We start from the raw sequence: 17527 nt of genomic DNA, 5'->3' as shown, positions 1-17527 counted from the left end.
AGTGTCCAATGAGTAGCCACAAAAACGGCAAACCTGTTTAACCTGAAGGATAAGTTGTAGATCAATAAGCTAGTGCCTTCTGGGCAATTCACTTTCTCTGAGCCGATCTTTACGAACATAAACCCGTTCATCATTTATCGTGGCAACGTGTTGATAATGCGTCTGGATATACGTTCCAATGGGTACAACCTGTTCATGACCGAACACGTCTGGATTTAAAAACCAGAACGAATGAGTACGATTAACCAGATCAACGAAAACTGCCGGGCGGTGCCTTTTTAAATCTTCCAGAAACCTGGCCTGGTGTCTTTGCTGCTGCGGTCCCGGCATGAGAACTCGGAAAGTAATGTTATCAGCGGTTGCCTGGCTGAGTTGTGTTTCGATGTGATACGCCGGAAACCAGCCCCATAGGGTAAGGTCATCGCCTGGGCGGGTGTAGCTCAGGATTTTTTTAGAAATCGGCGACACCGGTATCGGTTGACCCAAATCGTATAAACGGATGGTGACAGGCCTCGCAGAGCTAGCGAACAGAACCAACCTGTCTATTCCGTAGGGCAGACAACAAAGCAGCACCCAGCCCGCCAGAATCAATCGCACCTTTGGGGCTGGCACTTGCCGGGTAGCGTAAAAACCATCCCAAAGTGCTCCGCTAAGGAGAGCCAGCGGTATAATAAGAAACTGCTGATAATGATAAAATTGGTAGCCTGATTTAATGGCTTCGTAAAAACCCGTCAGTACATGCAGTAAGCCAAACCAGACCAGAAATGACCGGATATTGAACCGAAAAGACGACCGGATACTAACCCAGAGATATGCCGCAATCAGCACTGCGTACGTAATGAAAAGATCGATAAACTGCCCCGAATGCTGCAAAAATGTGGGATAGTCCAGCGCTTTCTGCCAAATAGACCCTCCGTAGGAATACTGGAAATTACCAATCAGGTAAAAGTTCAGAAAATAATCGAACGATCCGTTCAATAGCGTAAGAACCAGCACAATTAGCGGGCAACATAAACAGCCCGCCAGCAGAACAAGCAAGGAAAGGATCTTTTTAGGGCTCTTTGAGAGAATGATCAGTGCCGTGAATAGCAACGTAACCAGCACCGTGGGCACCCCCTGTAATTTGGCAAAGGGAACAAGCCCCGATACAAAACCCAGAGCCAGCAGAACGCCAAACGTCGGATAGGGTTGATTATATAAGCTTGAGAACAACCAGAAAGTAATAGCCAGTAAGCATAATACGACGTATTCATTATACAACTCGCAAAACCATCCCTGAACCAGCAGATAAAAAAACGCGGTGGGTACAAACACGGCTAAACTAACCGGTGCGGCAAACAGATTATGGACCGTTCGATAGGTGAAAAGCAACGTAAGGCTCAACAGCACAAAGCCTACCAACCGGGCCGAAATATAATCAAAAGACCCGCCAAACCACGAAGGCAGGATCAGTAAATAGCTCACCAGCGGACCTTGGGTAAGGCCATCCACATCGTTCCAGTAGTGAATGTATTTAGTCAGGCTCAGCGCCTGAGTAAGCATCTGGGATTCGTCAACTTCCAGTTCCCTATTGTAGGCAATAAATGGCAAGCGCATGAGCAGCAATAGCCCACCAAAAACAGCCCCCCAGCCCCATTGCCTGCGCCGGCTACTGGCCGTTCCCCCAAGGTACTGATAAACAAATAGTAACGAGCTGATTATTATTAATAAGAATCCGAACGAAGTGAGTACGGAAAGCCATTTATCAAAACGTATCATTCACCATTGAGGCAATAATTGCTTAAGGAAATTACTGTTTTATTAATCCTGTCTCTGTAATAACGGTACTCTCCTGGTAGGTTTCGTAGTCGGTATTCACCGCCCATAGATCCACTTGTTGGTCTTGGTCTGTGGTTAGCTTTTGGGCGGCCAGAATACCCATCAGGATGCTATGATCCTGATTGTTGTACTTGAACGAACCATACCGGCCAATGGGATATAGATTGGCGATGCCGCTGAGATAATTCTGTACCGGAGTCAGAGCATCCATATACCCTTTAGCGTAGATAGGATAACAGCGCGGAACCCGATGTATATGGCCATCGAGCACTTTTTTATTGGCGATCAGGCCTGTTTTCCGCAAATCGGCCGTAGCCAGTTCAATCAATGACTGATCCGAGCGGTGCCAAAGTTCGTCATCGTTGTTACACCAAAGTTCGAGGGCTAAGATGGTATCTTTCGAGGAGCCATAAAGCGAAGGCACCCAATTGCGAAAATTAGTGATTCTACCAACTTGCAGTTCCGGCGAGTGTACGTACAACCATTGATCGGGGAAGAGACGATCCCCTTCAACCAGCAGATACACCAGGATCGTGTTTCTAAACGTTAATTTGGCTGCAGACTCTTTGACCGAAGATGGCACACCGTCAAGGGTATTTACCAGACTGGTAATCGGCATGGTGCTGATAACCGCATCGTAGCGCTCGGTGGTACCATCGGCTAATTCCAGACCCACTACCTGCTCTTGTTCAGTGAGTACTCGGCGGACTTTCGTATTGAGAAATACCCGTCCCTTATGGTCCCGGCAGTACTGGGCCATTCGCTCGTAGATCATACCCGTTCCCTGGGTAGGATAAGCAAATTGTTCAACCAGCGTTTGGTGCTTACCACTATTGCCGGTGAGGCTGTTGCGGACGGCTTCGTATAACGAGAGCTTTTTAATTCGCTGGGCCGCAAAGTCAGCATCGAGTTCAGTACACTTTATTCCCCATAATTTTTCTGAATAGTGTTTAAAAAACATCTCGTAGAGCCGTTTACCGAAACGGTTGATTACCCAGCTTTCAAAATCTCCATTGTTGGGAACTGGAAAAATCTGTTGGTAAACGTAGCTGATCACACTATTTACGGTTTCCAGCAAGCCCAGATTAGAAAACGTGTTGAATGGTTTGAGAGGGTAATCAAAAAAATGATTCCGGTAAAATATGCGCGTCTGGCGGTCGATCATGTGATAGTCGTTGCCCGCTACTTCCAACCATAGCTCATTGATTTGTCGGTTGGTGCTAAAAAAACGATGCGGTCCCAGATCGACCAAACAGTCCCATAGCTGAATTGTTCTACTCATACCACCGACGTTATTTTCGGCTTCGTAAATATCGACCTGGTATCCTTTTTTAGCTAATTCATACGCTGCTGTCATACCGGCAGGTCCGGCCCCAATAATTGCAATTCGTTTAGATGTTACAACTTCACTCATTCGAAAGATTATTTATGGCTTTTTTAGTTAAAACTTTTTTGTCTCTCGAACACACCATAAATCTCTTGCGGATCAGCATTGGAATGGATTAGCGTAGAAACTAAGTTTAGCGCACAATTTAATAGCTTTTTGTCAAGTCCAAAAGTCCCTTTTTATTAACTTTGGTAACTTTATACTATTATTAAGGCGTTCGTAAACTCTACACACCCCTGGCATTCTCGTATGTTATAGATTATTGTTGACTAGTATCAAAACAAGTCAACAGTCAAAATACACATCCCCTACTCAAAACCGCTCGGTTAACTGTCAATACTTATTATTGCCTGAATTTGCCAATATAGTGAAAATGAGGCAATTAACTTTGACCGATCGATAGAATTCGTTCACAAAACCGTCCAATTCCAATCAAGCCAACATAGTTCTGTCTTAGCCGGATATAGGTTGTCAATCGTATGACGCTGATTAATGTGAACAGATATTAAAAAATTAAGACTAGTATCCAAAAGGAACATTTTATGAAGGCTATCAAGTGAGACAACTAAAACTTTGTGAATCAGCCTCTAAAATGGGGCGCTTAAGCTTCGACCCCACTTTCTACTCTACTAAACGTTTTCGAGGTACAGTCAATTTGAGCCATTGCCCCATAGGGGAGGCTAAAAACCGGACACGTATGACCAAAGTTCATTTCCGTAATGACAGGCATAGCCGTTGATTCCTCTTCCTGAAGCACCTTCAGTAATTCATCATTGTACTCCTTTACATAAGCGTTGTTATCGGGCCTGCCCAAGAGTATGTACTGAACACAACATTAAGATTAATTAGTGGATTAGGGCACGAACTGCCGCTGAATTTGTTGTTCCCAAACACAATACATGACGGCCACAAGCGCTTAATGGCCGAACAGTCGTGTAAACCAAACCTGTAGGCATTAGGCCCAATTGATTAAAAAACTAAATCTTTAAACTCGTAATAAAATGGATTTGCAGATACGCGGCAAAACTGCTTTGGTAACCGGATCAACCGCTGGCATTGGGCTGGCTATTGCGAAAACACTGGCTCAGGAAGGCGTCGAAGTTATCCTGAATGGCCGAAACAAGGGCCGAGTCGATGCACTGGCCCAGCAATTGACAGCTGAATTGCCAGGTACCCGGTTCCGGGGAATTGCAGCTGATTTCAGCCAGGTTGACGAAATCAACGCCCTGTTGGCCGAACTGCCTCAGGTAGATATACTGATCAATAACGTGGGCATTTTCGAGCCCAAGGAGTTTTCTCAGATACCCGATGAAGATTGGTTCAAGTTTTTTGAGGTCAATGTGATGAGTGGGGTTCGGCTTTCCCGCCATTATTTCCCCAATATGCTGGCCAACGGATGGGGGCGAATCATTTTCGTCTCCAGCGAATCGGCGCTGCAAATTCCGACGGAGATGATTCATTACGGCACCACGAAAACGGCTCAACTGGCCATTTCGCGAGGATTAGCTGAACTGACCACCGGCACCGAAGTGACCGTTAATACAGTTCTGCCTGGCCCAACCTTGTCAGAAGGGGTTGGCGATTTTATTGGCAGTATGGCAGCCAGCCGTAAGGTGTCTGTAGAAGAAATGGAAAAGGACTTCTTCAAACACGCCCGTCCGACCTCCATCATCAAACGCTTTGCCACGACCCAGGAAATAGCCAACCTGGTGGCTTATCTGTCGAGCCCACTGGCCTCGGCAACCAACGGAGCCGCAGTTCGGGTGGATGGGGGTGTTACCAAGACCATTGCCTGACTGGCCCTACTATATAGTACCGTACACCTCATAACGAAACTGTCTTAATGATTAAAGAGAGGGTATTTGACCCATTTCTTTAGCGTAACGTAGGTACACAGGTTATGGCACGAGAATTTCTGTCTCTAACGAATCGATGCAAACGCCCTGATTTGAAGTAAATCAGGGCGTTTCTTACATAAATTCATTCTTCCACTACTGAATTACAACGTTGAAATCCGTATCCAGATCAGACGAGCCTGGGGTTGCGGTTCCATTCTTTACGTTCGGCTGGTGACGCAGCACAACCTTTAATTTACCCGACCCGGCTGCACCGGTCTTTATTTCGGTGGTTAACCCCACCGGATAAGGCCCTGGCGCGGGATTGGTATCTTTATCGGTTAATGTGATGGTCAGTGCCAGCCCGGTGCTGGGTGTGTACACGAAGAGGTGTTCATTTAGTTTTTCTCTAATTTCTTCCGTCGCGTCTAGGGCGGGCGTCTTTGTTTTGTCCAGCAGCGAAATCGCCCCCGTATAGGTTGTATTCGCTTTCAGGGTCAACGTGGCTTTGCTAAAGTCGGCGGTGGTGTTCAGATTTTCAATGGTCGCCGTGACAATGTCGGTGGGCGTTGTTTTATTCGTCAGGGCCAGGGTAGCCGTTGTAATGGCTTCATTATCGTCTGTCGGGGCTACGTTTTGTTCATCATTCTTACAGGCACCTGCCAGTAGGCTCATTAAGCCGAGGACGAGAATCGATTTCGTTGGGTAGTTCATGATTATTAAGTTTGTAGTTTAATTTTTTCAGGTCACTGTTCTTACAAGGACTCCACAAAAGTGGACCATTTTATATAACGTGTCGCGGGGTTATAGCCGGGCAAAAAGTGGCAGTTTGACCTTCAGCATTAGATTACGTCCGGGTTCATCAGCGAAATAGCGAAAGCGGTTCAGGTAGTCGCGGTACGCCACATTAGCCAGATTCGTGCCACTCAGGATCACGCTGATGGGCTGTTTCCCCACTTGAGTCTGAAAGCCCGCTTCGGCTCCGAGCAGGAAATAAGCCGGTGGGGGAGCCGCAAAATCACCGGTAAAAATGATGGCCCCATTTTCCTGCCGACTGGTAACGGCAGGCGCCCGATTTTGCCGGGAGACATACAGGCCACTCACCGAGACGTAGACATTGGTAAGTTTCCCCCATTTCGCCCAATCGTACCGGATGTTATTATCTGACCGGTTGGCAGGAATAAAGACGAGGTAATCATGATCCGTCTGGTTATACGCAAACAGGAGTGAGTTTTTGCTCGTGACCGTAAATCGATCCGTCAGCTTGTAGGTAATCGACGCATCGACACCCCGAAATGTGGCCCGTACCTGCGCATAGGTATAGGATGGGAACGCACCCCGCTGTCGGACAACAGGGACCGAATCGGGCTTAAGATAGATGTAGTTCTCGATCCGGTTGTTGTAAACACCAATTTCCCCGCTCAGTCGCTTGCCTGCGTAGGCCAGCACGAGGTTACTGTTATATGCCTGTTCGGGCTGTAAATCAGGATTGCCCCGCTCATAGGCTACGGCGCTCTGGTGCAGCCCATTGGAATACAAATCGGCCACGTTGGGCGCACGCCAGGCCGTGCTGAAGTTGGCCGTGAGGGTTAGATCCGGACGAAGCTGATAAGCCGCTCCCAGCGATCCATTTGCATTTTGCCAGGTATGCGTTTTAAAGTAGGTCTGCTTCGTTACTTCATCCAGAAAATAGGCCCGGAGCCAGCGATAATCATACCGCACCCCAGCCTCCAGCGTCAGGCGCCCAACGGCATAGCGTTCGATAGCGAACAGGCCCGCCCCGTAGTTACGGAAGTTGGGAATCAAAAACAGGTACTCCCGAACGTTGCCCTGCGTGATGCCGTTAAACCCAACGCTGCCTGACCACTGCCCGGCCTCCTGGTGGCTTCGGGCCTTTGTTTTTATGGGCGCGTGCTCCCAAACCAAATCAGCGGTGTGCGTAACCAGTTTGAGGTATAATTCAGGTGTACTGATGCCACTGAACGAAATGTAATCGTACTCCCGACGTGTATTCTGCTGACGGGCAAACGTTGCCGTTAGCATGCCTCCTCCGTTGAGATGAAGGTGCGCACGGGCTTTAAACAGATCATGCTGTACAGCCTGATAGGGCCGGTTGAGGGCATACGAGAAACCAGGCTGCGCTAGCGGTTCCGGCCGATTGATGGCGGCATATAAATCGGCCAGGCTACCCACCTGAGCACCCGTAAACAAGCCTATTTTCGTATCGAACTGACTGTAAAATAGTTCGATACCCATATTCTTATGATCGTAGTGCAGATCGCCCGAGAAATTGGTTTCGTGGTAACTGGTGTTCTCCAGGTAATAATTGGGCGTTTTGACATAACCCGACCGTTTGAGCGTTCCCTGCAGGCGCCAGCTCAGCCCCGTCAGTTTCTTATCGAACGCGCCTTCCATCAGGCCAGACACAACGCCCATGCCGCCGTTGGTGGCTCCAACCAGATTTAGCTCGCCACCGATGCCTGGTTTGGTAGGCATTGCTTTCGGTTCTACCAAAATAACGCCCCCAATCGCATCGGAGCCATACCGGATACTGGCCGCTCCTTTTATGACGGTCAGACGGGAGGCCAGGAACTGATCAACCTGTGGCGCGTGTTCGGTTCCCCACTGCTGATCCTCCTGCCGAATGCCGTTGTTGAGAATAATAATTCGGTTGCTGTAAAGACCGTGAATAACGGGTTTAGAGATGCTGGGCCCCGTTTGGATGGCATATAACCCAGCGAGTGCTTTTAGGCTTTCGCCCAGCGACTGCCCCCTCGTTTGATCGAGGGCTGCGCCCGATAAACTAACCTGTGTTTGGAGTAACTGTTGAGCCTCAGAGCGGTGCTCGGTCACGACAACTTCCTGTAAGGTCTGGTTGTCAGAGGCTAATCGTACAGGGCCAAGCGTAACTACGGATTCATTCCCGACCTGAATTAGCAGGGTACTGGTTATATACCCAACGAACTGAACATCAAGCGTATACTTTCCGGGACAAACCTGGTTAAGCTGGAAACTACCAACCGAGTCGGCAACGGCACCCATTTTTAACTCACGAATATAAACGGTTGCCCCTACCAACGGCTGTTTCGTATCCTGACCCAGAATTTGACCCTGCAACTTTGCCACGCAGGCGTCTGATTGAGCCAGACACCACGAAGCCGTTGCGACCCACAACGCAATCAGAAAACTTATTTTCTTTCCCCTACTCATCCGCCCTATTGCCTTCAATGTACATCCAGAAGCACAACCTTATTTATGCAACAATGTTGCAATATTAGAGAAAACAGCGGATAGTACCTAAAAGGGACGGGATTGGTGAAATTATTTTAGTGTTAACTGTCCGTCTATCTCATCGCCCTGGCCCACCGATGACCGCACTAAAAAAGCTGCCCCAGTTTCCCGAAGCAGCTTTATCAAAAAGCGACAGAGCTTTCTTATAAAAGAACTATACCCTCGAAGAGGTGGCATTTTTATGAAAAAGTCCTGAAAAAACTATTCCTTTTTAGTGCAGGATATCGAACACCAATTCCCGCAAAATATCGCTTTCATTCATGGTCGGGGCATCGATGCCTTTGCTCCGGGCGTCGGCCCGGCGAATTGCATTGATTATGCTGGCCACTTTGGGCAGTGGAAACGTGCGGGCAGCCGTGAGGTAATCTTTCACGAAAAACGGATTGACACCCAATAACGGAGCCAGTCCCTTATCAGTTTGATCTTTGGACGCCTGCACCAGGATAACCTTACTGAAATAACCAAATAACTGCGCCAGGATAACGACCAGTGGGTTGTCTTTCGGATTACGGCCAAAATAATCGACAATTTGATTGGCTTTCACAACATCGCGTTGAACAAGGGCTTTTTGCAGTTCAAACACGTTGTATTCCTTACTGATACCCACTAATCGCTCCACCGTAGCGGCCGAAATCTCTTCACCAACGTGCAGGTTGATCAGAATTTTGTCGATCTCGCTGGCCAGCCGTTTCAGGTCGTTACCAATGTGATCGGCCAGCAGTTGGCAGGCTTTAGGGCTTACTTTCGTTCCCTGTTCGCGGCAATACTCCCCTACCCAATCTGGAATTTTATTGTCGTATAACTTTTTGACGCCCAACAGTTTCCCTTTCGCGCCAAACGCTTTTACCCACGCTTTTCGCTCGTCGAGGGCAGGTTTGCCGTCTTCTCTGACGTAACACAACATGAGTATGGTGCTGGGGAGCGGATTCAGCGCATAATCCTCAAATAAGGTTTGCGTCGATTTATCATTAATGCCGTTCATCTGCTGGGCTTCTTTCACCAGGACCAGTTGGCGTTCAGCCATGAAGGGATAGCGTCGGGCGTAGTTAATTACAGCTCCGGCATCGGTGTCTTTTCCGAAGAGAACAAATTGATTAAAGCCCCGCTCAGCAACCGGCACGGCCACTTTTTCCAGTTCGTCGGCAATCCGGTCGAGGTAATACGGCTCATCGCCATGAATGAGGTAAACAGGGGCAATCCGTTTGTTACGGATGTCCTTCAGCAGGGCGTCTACGGCAGGGATCAAAACTACTTTGTGGTTTATGGTTTGTGGGTAGCAGTTGCCAGCGCCAAAACTCATTTCTCCACAAAATTAACCAAGTAAATTAGAGAAAACACATCATGTATTTTTTGTCATGCTGACGCAGGATGCATCTTCGACAATTGACGAATAATACTGCTACCGAAGGTGCTTCCTGCGTCAGCATGACAAAAAGGTCAGTGCCGTATACGTAAGTGGATATCTGATCATTTTCGCCGAATCAATACCCCCGGATGTGCACCTGTGGCTTTTTGGTTCTGGTACACCAGTTGTCCAGCTACCCAAACCGCTTCGATACCGATTGAGCGTGCTTTATTGTCGCCGATGCGGGCCTTGTCCTGCACCGTATCAGGATTAAACAATACTAAATCAGCATAGTAGCCAGGGGCAACCAAACCTCGATCTTTAAGCCCAAGGTGTTCGGCAGTCAGGCTGGTCATTTTCTGGATGGCTGTTTCGAGGGGCATCGTCTTCTGTTCGCGAACGTAACGGCCCAACACCCGCGTGAAAGCTCCATAGCCTCTTGGATGGCCATCGGTAGCACCGTCGGAGCAAATATTGGTGTGCGGCCAGGCCAGAAAATTTACCACGTCGGGCTCATCCATCGACTTACCCATGATGCCCTCGACGCCATCGGCATCCGGGTTCTTCGTGGAAAACGCAGCGGCTTCGGCCACCAGACCCATCAGCGTTTGCGCGGGTTTCTCCCGGCGCAGCGCGGCCACCTCACCAACGGTTTTGCCCGCGTAGGCCGGGTTCGCGGCAAAGCGCACCAGCACCGACTGGCTGGGATCAAAGAGTTGATGAACGGCAAAGTCGGCACTGGTTGCGTTTGTATAATCCCGTTTTGGAAAGAGTACCCGTAGCGTCGACATCCAGTAATCATACGGGTAACAGTCGGCGGTAATGTTCACGCCCTCCGCTCGGGCCTGCTCCAGTTGGGCCAGCAAGCGGGTCGACTGTCCCCACTTATCGCGAAGGGCGATTTTCAGGTGTGAAATCTGAACGGGCATCTTAGTGATACGACCAATCTGAATGATCTCATCGACGGCATCATCCAGCGCGATGTCTTCACTGCGGATGTGGCTCATGTACCGTCCACCCGAATCGGCGGCCACCTGCGCCAGTTGAATAACTTCATCACGGCTTGAAAAGAAGGCACTTTCATACTCCAGCCCTGTCGACAAGCCCAGTGAACCTTTCCCTAACTCGACCCGAAGCAGGTCTTTCATGCGGGCAATTTCAGCAGGTTTCGCGGTTCTATAAAGCCCATTGGCACCCATCACCTGCTGCCGAAGTGTTGCCTGACCAGTGTAGCTTGCTACATTCACTGCCACTGGCTGGCGCTTCAATTGAGCCGCCAGCGTATCCATTGAATAGCTGCCCCCATCCTGACCCGACACAACGGTTGTCACGCCCTGATTAACAACTGCCAATGCATCCGGATTCGAGCTTAACCCCGATACGTGATGGCTGTGACTATCGATAAAGCCGGGGGCCAGCGTCTGCCCGTGGGCATCCGTGACCGGTTCGGTTGGAAACGGGGTCAGCTCGCCGACTTCCCAAATACGATTGTTCCGAAGCCGTACAGCCGCTTTGCGGGCCGCCACACCCGTACCGTCGATGAGTCGCGTGTTGGTAATCAGGCTCGTTCTGGGGAGAGTGAACGATTTTCCTTCCAGCACCTCACGGGCTATACGCCGAGCCGAGCCATCACTACCGTTACTCAGGACAATCAGCGTTTGCTGCGTATCCATATAACGAACAATCACATTCAGAAAGCCCGCCCAACTGCCGGTATGCGCCAGTATGTTGCCACCGTTTTCAATAAACCAGCCAAAACCATACGGGTATGTGCGCTGGTCGTTTAGCTTGACGGGCGTGATGGCCTCCTGAAACGTACTGGCTTTCACCAGTTTTCCTGTTTTAAGGGCCTGCTCCCAAATCAGTAAGTCGTCAGCTGACGAATAAATATTCCCGTCGCCAATCACGCCGTCCAGGCGAATCAGGTCATTGAGCTGGTTTTTGCCATTCTCCCGCTGGAAGCCATACACCCGGTTATGGGGCTTCGTCCTGCTGTTGAGGTAATACACGTACGTGTTTTTCAGGTTGAGCGGTTTCACAATCTGCTGATCGAAAAACTGTTCTACCGGCATACCCGATAAAGTCCTGATGAGCGACCCCAGCACAACGTAACCCGTATTGCAATACTGCCAGCGCGAGCCGGGCCGAAACGTAAGCGGAGGCTTGTGTTCGGTGAACAACTGCAGCATCCCGTCATTCGTGAGGGTGTCGAGTGGGCTGGTATACTGTTGGGCCAGATCGAAGTATTCGGGCAGGCCCGAAGTGTGCGTCAGTAAATGCCGGACCGTGATGGTATCGTAGGGAAATTCGGGCAAGTAGGTCCGCACTCGTTCGTCGTAGCGAAGCTTACCCTGCTCCTGTAACTGCATGACCATTAGCGCAATAAACTGCTTCGAGATGGACGCCAGATTGAATGAAGAGCTGGACGTCAGCGGTTCGTTTGTTGCCCTGTTTGCGATACCAAACGCTTTTTTATACCGAACGGACCCCTTCTCGGCCACCAGAACCACCCCGTTGAACATAGCCCGCTGATGAAGCTGTGTCAGAACGGAATCCAGCGTTTTCAGCCGGGTAGCCAAGGGCTGGCTGCCTGGCTGAGCCAACAACGGGCCAACCAGAAAAACAAGGAAAAAATAACGAAGGATAGCCATTATGAGATCGTATTTTTGGTGGGCAACGGTAATATAGTAGACTGTTTGACGGCGTAGAGCGCAATAGAACTGCTGTAGACCCGGATCATGGGCAGTTTGGCCATTTGTTGCAGGAAATTGGCATACTCCTTAATGTCGCTCATGACAACTTTCAACTGATAGTCGATGGTACCGGCGAGATGATACGCTTCCAGCACATCGGGCATCCGACGAACCTGATTTTCAAACTCGGCAATGTTGTCCGGCGTATAATCAGGCATGGATACGTTGCAGAAAACGATTAAGGGACGCCCAATTTTCTCCTGATTCACCAGCGCCACATAGGCCTCAATGACGCCGTCGCGCTCCATTCGTTTTATACGTTCAAAAATGGGCGTAGTCGTCATGCCGAGCTCTTCAGCCAGTTCCTTAATCGTCCGTTTGGCGTCGCGTTGTAATAAACTCAGTAAGCGAAAATCCGTATCATCCAGCATACCGTTGGCGAATGTTTTTCTTTTCCAATTATGAAATCAAAAACTAAAAAGAATATTATTCTAGAAAAATCAATATTTCCTATTTTTCTTTTCAATTATACGCATTCATGAGAATTAAAGTATAGTTTTGACGGAAAAATAAGCATAATTATCTAATGAATGAGCAGGCAATTTTGCTGACCGATGGCTTACTGACCACCAACGATGCCAAAACGGCTCACGGTCTGATTCGGGGCACAGATCGGTACACCATTGCGGGCGTAGTCGATGCGCCTACGGCCGGCCAGGACGCTGGCGCTGTCCTTGACGGGCAACCCCGAGGAATTCCCATTTTCTCCTCTGTAGAGCAAGCTCTGGCCACGGTAGGCCAGGTCTCCTACGCCATTGTAGCGGTGGCAACAAGCGGAGGAATTCTCCCCCCAAACATGCTCGATGAGATTAAACAATGTCTTGAGCATGGACTCTCGGTCGTGAATGGATTACACGAATTCCTGAACGAAAAACCCGATCTGGTCGCATTGGCCCATACCTATGGTGGTCGGCTAATCGACGTTCGACGCCCGAAACCGCGTCACGAACTGCACTTCTGGACCGGTGAGATCAATCAGATCACAGCGCCTATCATCGCCATTATGGGCACCGACTGCGCGCTTGGCAAACGGACCACCGCACGCCTGATTCAGGAGGCTTGCAACCGTCATAACCTCAATGCGCAGATGATTTACACCGGGCAAACCGGCTGGCTGCAGGGCGTCAACTACGGCTTCATCTTCGATTCGACCCTGAATGATTTCGTTTCCGGTGAACTGGAGCATGCCTTGCTCTCGTGCTGGCGGGAAACCAGCGCCGATGTGCTCCTCATTGAAGGACAGGCCTCTCTGCGAAACCCCAGCGGCCCCTGCGGCTCGGAGTTTCTGGTATCGGGCAATGCCCGGCATGTGGTGCTGGTTCATGCCCCCAAGCGCACTTACTATGACCATATTCCAGCCTGGGGGTCCATCCATTCCGTGGAATCCGAAATCGAACTAATCCGGTGTTATGGTTCCTCCGTGATTGCGCTGGCGCTGAACACCGAGGATTGCAGCCGCGAAGAAGCCTTTGCGTTTCAAAAACAGTACGCCGACCAGCTTGGCATTCCGGTTTTGTTACCGCTGGAAGAAGGTGTATCGCCCATTTTACCCATCCTTCAGGCCCTTACCACTACAGCACATGCGCATTAACGCGATCCGCGCTTATAGCCGGAATCTGGCTCTGACCAAGCCCTACACCATTGCTTATCAGACAACGACGAAGGTAGAGAATGTTTTTCTGGAGATCGAACTGGCCAACGGAACAATTGGTCTCGGTGCAGCCAACCCCGACCCGGAGGTCGTGGGGGAATCGCCGGAGCAAACGTTGCAGAATCTACAAAGTGAGTGGATTATGGGCCTGGTTGGTCGTGATATCCGGTTGTTTACGGCCCTGATTGACGAAGCCCGACAGCAGTTCCCGAGTACCCCCGGCACGCTGGCCGCTCTGGACATTGCGCTGCACGACGCCTTCGGCCAATATCTGGGCGTTCCCATTGTGCAGTTCTATGGGCAGAAACTCCGGTCATTGCCTACCTCCGTAACCATCGGGATTATGAACGTGGCGGACACATTGACCGAAGCCTCTGGCTACGCTGAACTGGGATTCCGGGTTCTTAAAGTTAAAACAGGGCTTCATGTTGAGGAAGATGTTGAGCGTATTTTAAAGCTCCGGGAGACGTATGGCAACAAAATGACCCTTCGCGTCGATGCCAATCAGGGCTATTCCATCGCTGATCTGGAACGCTTTCTGGCCGCCACCCGCTCGGCCAACGTCGAACTTATAGAGCAGCCCTTACCCGTTGGCCGTGAGCTGGATCTACTAGTTTTACCGGAGGAAACCCGCCAGCTGTTAGCCGCCGACGAGTCACTGAAAGACGCAAAAATGGCCCTGACCCTGACGCACCAGCCACAACCTTTCGGTATATTCAATATAAAATTAATGAAATGTGGGGGCATCCGTGCCGCCCTCAACATAGCGACCATCGCTCACTCTGCCGATATATCCTTATTTTGGGGCTGTAATGACGAAAGCCGGATCAGTATTGCAGCCGCCCTGCATGCTGCTTTTGCCTGTTCAAATACACGTTATCTGGATCTGGATGGCAGCCTGGACTTAGCCGAAGACGTCGTTTCGGGCGGATTCATGCTGGAAGATGGCCTCATGCGGCCAACCAACCAGGCCGGATTGGGAGTTGAGCGGATAAGGTAGATCATTCATCACTTCTTAATCAATGCTTCCTTACTTCCCTTTCGGCCAGCAGTTTAACGACAAAATGGGAACATTGTCCCTGACTGAAAACGAACGGCTTGTTGACGTGGACGAACGGTACCAATCTGAAGTTGCACTGAAACAGAAGCTATTAACCGAGTTACCTGATTACTACTTTCAGGCATTGCCTGGGTATGAGTTGGCCCAGTGGGAGGTTCTGGAGATCGTTTTATCGAACCTGGTTCGGTTTTCACCCGGCCAGTTCTCCCTTCAGAAAGAAGGCAACCACTGGCATTGGCAAAACCAGTTGCTGCATGAAAATAGATCATTCATTTTTGGCGATTCCTCAACCCTGCCGCTGGCTCCACTCGATTGGGTGGGTCGGCAGGTGCAGGAGGATTTGACCGTGCTGGCGGGTAACGAGGCTACGCTGGTAGCTGGTCAGTTATGCTTTGCCAATGACTGGTGTCTGGACGAAAAAATAGGGCTACCCTTCTGGCAGATTCACGCCCCCATTGTGTCCATTGTTGAGCCAATGCTGGTGGCAGCTAATAAATTTATGGAACGATTACCCGTAGGCCGCCCGGTTTGGCGAGCGAACTGGAGCGTTAAGTTGACGAACCAGCTGGACATGACCAGCCGCCATGCACCCGCCCTCAAAGCCCTCTTCGCGAACCGACTTCCCGAACTTACCCCCGAAACCATCGGCGAACAAGTGTATATTCGTATTGAACGCCAGACCCTAACCCGCTTACCCAGGTCAGGAGCCATCTTATTCGGTATTCACACTTACCAAAACCTGTTGGCCAGCGAAATAGCGGAGCGACGCGACGCAGCTAGCCGCCTGGCAAACGTATTCCGCACAACACCAGGCGAAATGCTCAACTACAAGAGCATGACGCCCTTTATGCCCGCGTTACTCACTTACCTGGACACGTTCACCTTACATTCACCTGATTAACTCAACCACTCTACATGACCAAACTCGCCCGCTCTCTTAATCTGCGTTCCGCTATCCTACTGGTTGTTAGTGGTATTGTTGGCTCCGGTGTTTTCAAAAAAGTAGCTCCAATGGCGGCTGAGTTAGGGTCTCCCCTACTGGTTTTGTCCTGCTGGGTTATGGCAGGCGTCGTTAGTTTAGCCGGTGCCCTGACTTATGCCGAAATGGCGGGTATGTTTCCTCAATCGGGCGGTGAGTACCTTTATTTCAAGAAAGTATACGGTCGTTTATTTGCCTTTTTATACGGATGGGGGGCGTTTACGGTCATGCGAACGGCCACCATCGCAGCTCTGGCCCACATTTTTGGCCAGTCACTGATCACCTTAACGGGTTCGCAGGGCGCCCCGGCGGAGTTGGTCGTAAAAGGCATTGCTACGACACTGATCCTTTTTTTGAGTTTAGTCAACTATCGTGGCGTGTCCTTTGCCGAAGGCCTCAGCCGATTCCTTATTTACCTGACATTTATCGCGGTGTTGGTGATTGCGGTTCTTGGTTTTCAGGCATCAATGGGCAGTTTAAGCCATTTAACCCAGTCAATTCAGGCGCCTATACCAGCGGCTCACAAAAGCCTGCTTGGCTCGCTGGTGGTTGCCTCATTGGGGGCATTTTGGGGCTATGATGGCTGGAATCAAATCGGTTATGTTGGCGAAGAGATTAAAAATCCGCAGCGCAACCTGCCCATTGCCCTCGGCGCAGGTACCAGCATTGTTATGACAATCTATGTTTTATTGAATGCGGTGTACCTGTATGTGCTTCCTATTGATACGCTGGCCCAATTAGCCAGCACTCCCAATAAAATTGCAGCTGTGGAAGTGGTACGACAGGCGGCTGGCTGGGCAGGGGCTCTGTTTATTTCACTGTTGATTCTGGTCACGACCTCTAATTCAACCAATGCGTCAATTCTGATGCCCGCTCGTGTTTTTTATGCGATGGCCCGCGATGGCCTGTTTTTCAAAGCAGCCGCCGTTATTCACCCTCGCTACAAAACCCCTTCCATAGCCATCTTACTACAGGGAAGCTGGGCTATTGTGCTGGTTTGGTCCGGGAGTTTTGACCAGCTCACGGATATGCTCGTGTTTGCTTCCTTCATTTTTTATGGAGCAACGGCCTACGGCGTCATGTTGCTGCGTCGTAAACAACCAAATTTAGTACGTCCCTATCGCGTTATCGGCTATCCACTTATCCCTTTATTTTTCCTTGGCTGCTGTTCCCTATTGGTGCTTATGACGCTGATTAACCAACCCCGCGAAGCCTTGACAGGCTTGGGTTTAATTGCTACGGGGCTTCCATTTTATTGGTTTTGGCATAAACGTACCCCTCTGTTGAGTGAAGAAAATGAAGTAGAAACGTTGACCTAAGCGTTAGCGGTGTGGGTTTGTCCAAAACCATCTGATTTTGAGGTGTGCTTTGCTGTTTCGTTTAATGTATCCTTCTAAGAACACAAGTA

General features: G+C 49.9%; 13 protein-coding genes. 5 read left to right on the top strand and 8 right to left on the bottom strand.

Translation table 11 applies throughout. The features are described 5' to 3' along the window. Positions 1-69: 69 nt before the first annotated feature. The 3 genes from SD10_RS11445 to SD10_RS11435 form a co-directional block, all read right to left on the bottom strand. Entirely contained in the window at positions 70-1758 is a 1689-nt protein-coding gene (locus SD10_RS11445; protein WP_046573919.1) for a hypothetical protein, read from the bottom strand. Between the two features lie 31 nt (positions 1759-1789). After that, the gene (locus SD10_RS11440) at positions 1790-3232 is read right to left on the bottom strand and encodes an FAD-dependent oxidoreductase (RefSeq protein WP_046573918.1); all 1443 of its coding nucleotides are present in this window, start codon (positions 3230-3232) and stop codon (positions 1790-1792) included. Between the two features lie 574 nt (positions 3233-3806). Continuing rightward, positions 3807-4019, bottom strand: coding sequence for a S66 peptidase family protein (locus SD10_RS11435; RefSeq protein ID WP_046573917.1), 213 nt, complete (start codon positions 4017-4019; stop codon positions 3807-3809). Between the two features lie 187 nt (positions 4020-4206). On the opposite strand from SD10_RS11435, the gene SD10_RS11430 reads away from it, so the two are divergent. Beyond that, positions 4207-5001, top strand: coding sequence for an SDR family NAD(P)-dependent oxidoreductase (locus SD10_RS11430; protein WP_046573916.1), 795 nt, complete (start codon positions 4207-4209; stop codon positions 4999-5001). Positions 5002-5196: 195 nt separating this feature from the next. On the opposite strand, the gene SD10_RS11425 is transcribed toward SD10_RS11430, so the two are convergent. The 5 genes from SD10_RS11425 to SD10_RS11405 form a co-directional block, all read right to left on the bottom strand. Then, positions 5197-5754, bottom strand: coding sequence for a hypothetical protein (locus SD10_RS11425; RefSeq protein ID WP_046573915.1), 558 nt, complete (start codon positions 5752-5754; stop codon positions 5197-5199). A gap of 90 nt (positions 5755-5844) precedes the next feature. Then, positions 5845-8268 carry a TonB-dependent receptor gene (locus tag SD10_RS11420; protein ID WP_227699200.1) on the bottom strand — a complete coding sequence of 808 codons (2424 nt, stop codon included), beginning with the start codon at positions 8266-8268 and terminating at the stop codon, positions 5845-5847. A 274-nt stretch (positions 8269-8542) separates the two neighbouring features. Next, positions 8543-9577 carry a DNA polymerase III subunit delta gene (holA, locus tag SD10_RS11415; RefSeq protein WP_046573913.1) on the bottom strand — a complete coding sequence of 345 codons (1035 nt, stop codon included), beginning with the start codon at positions 9575-9577 and terminating at the stop codon, positions 8543-8545. 221 nt (positions 9578-9798) lie between these two features. Further along, positions 9799-12327 carry a serine hydrolase gene (locus SD10_RS11410; RefSeq protein WP_046573912.1) on the bottom strand — a complete coding sequence of 843 codons (2529 nt, stop codon included), beginning with the start codon at positions 12325-12327 and terminating at the stop codon, positions 9799-9801. Next, positions 12327-12800 (bottom strand): Lrp/AsnC family transcriptional regulator, encoded by a 474-nt coding sequence (locus SD10_RS11405; RefSeq protein WP_046573911.1) that lies wholly within the window; start codon positions 12798-12800, stop codon positions 12327-12329. Before SD10_RS11405 ends, SD10_RS11410 begins: the two co-directional genes overlap by 1 nt. Before the next feature lie 155 nt (positions 12801-12955). Between SD10_RS11405 and SD10_RS11400 the strand changes: the two genes are divergently transcribed. The 4 genes from SD10_RS11400 to SD10_RS11385 are packed head-to-tail and all read left to right on the top strand — an operon-like array spanning position 12956 to position 17438. Continuing rightward, positions 12956-14020, top strand: a complete 1065-nt coding sequence (locus SD10_RS11400; protein ID WP_046573910.1) for a DUF1611 domain-containing protein — start codon at positions 12956-12958, stop codon at positions 14018-14020. Continuing rightward, the gene (locus SD10_RS11395) at positions 14010-15080 is read left to right on the top strand and encodes a mandelate racemase/muconate lactonizing enzyme family protein (protein WP_046573909.1); all 1071 of its coding nucleotides are present in this window, start codon (positions 14010-14012) and stop codon (positions 15078-15080) included. Before SD10_RS11400 ends, SD10_RS11395 begins: the two co-directional genes overlap by 11 nt. 22 nt (positions 15081-15102) lie before the next feature. Further along, complete coding sequence (locus SD10_RS11390; RefSeq protein WP_046573908.1) at positions 15103-16041, top strand: heme-dependent oxidative N-demethylase family protein; 939 nt, start codon at positions 15103-15105, stop codon at positions 16039-16041. Between the two features lie 14 nt (positions 16042-16055). Continuing rightward, a complete protein-coding gene (locus SD10_RS11385) occupies positions 16056-17438 on the top strand; it encodes an APC family permease (RefSeq protein ID WP_046573907.1) in 1383 nt (460 codons plus the stop codon). Positions 17439-17527 lie beyond the last annotated feature (89 nt).

The sequence above is a fragment of the Spirosoma radiotolerans genome, from assembly GCF_000974425.1.
Taxonomy (GTDB): Bacteria; Bacteroidota; Bacteroidia; order Cytophagales; family Spirosomataceae; genus Spirosoma; species Spirosoma radiotolerans.
The sequence above is the reverse complement of the archived record's forward strand: the minus strand, read 5'-3'. Positions and strand labels throughout refer to the sequence as shown.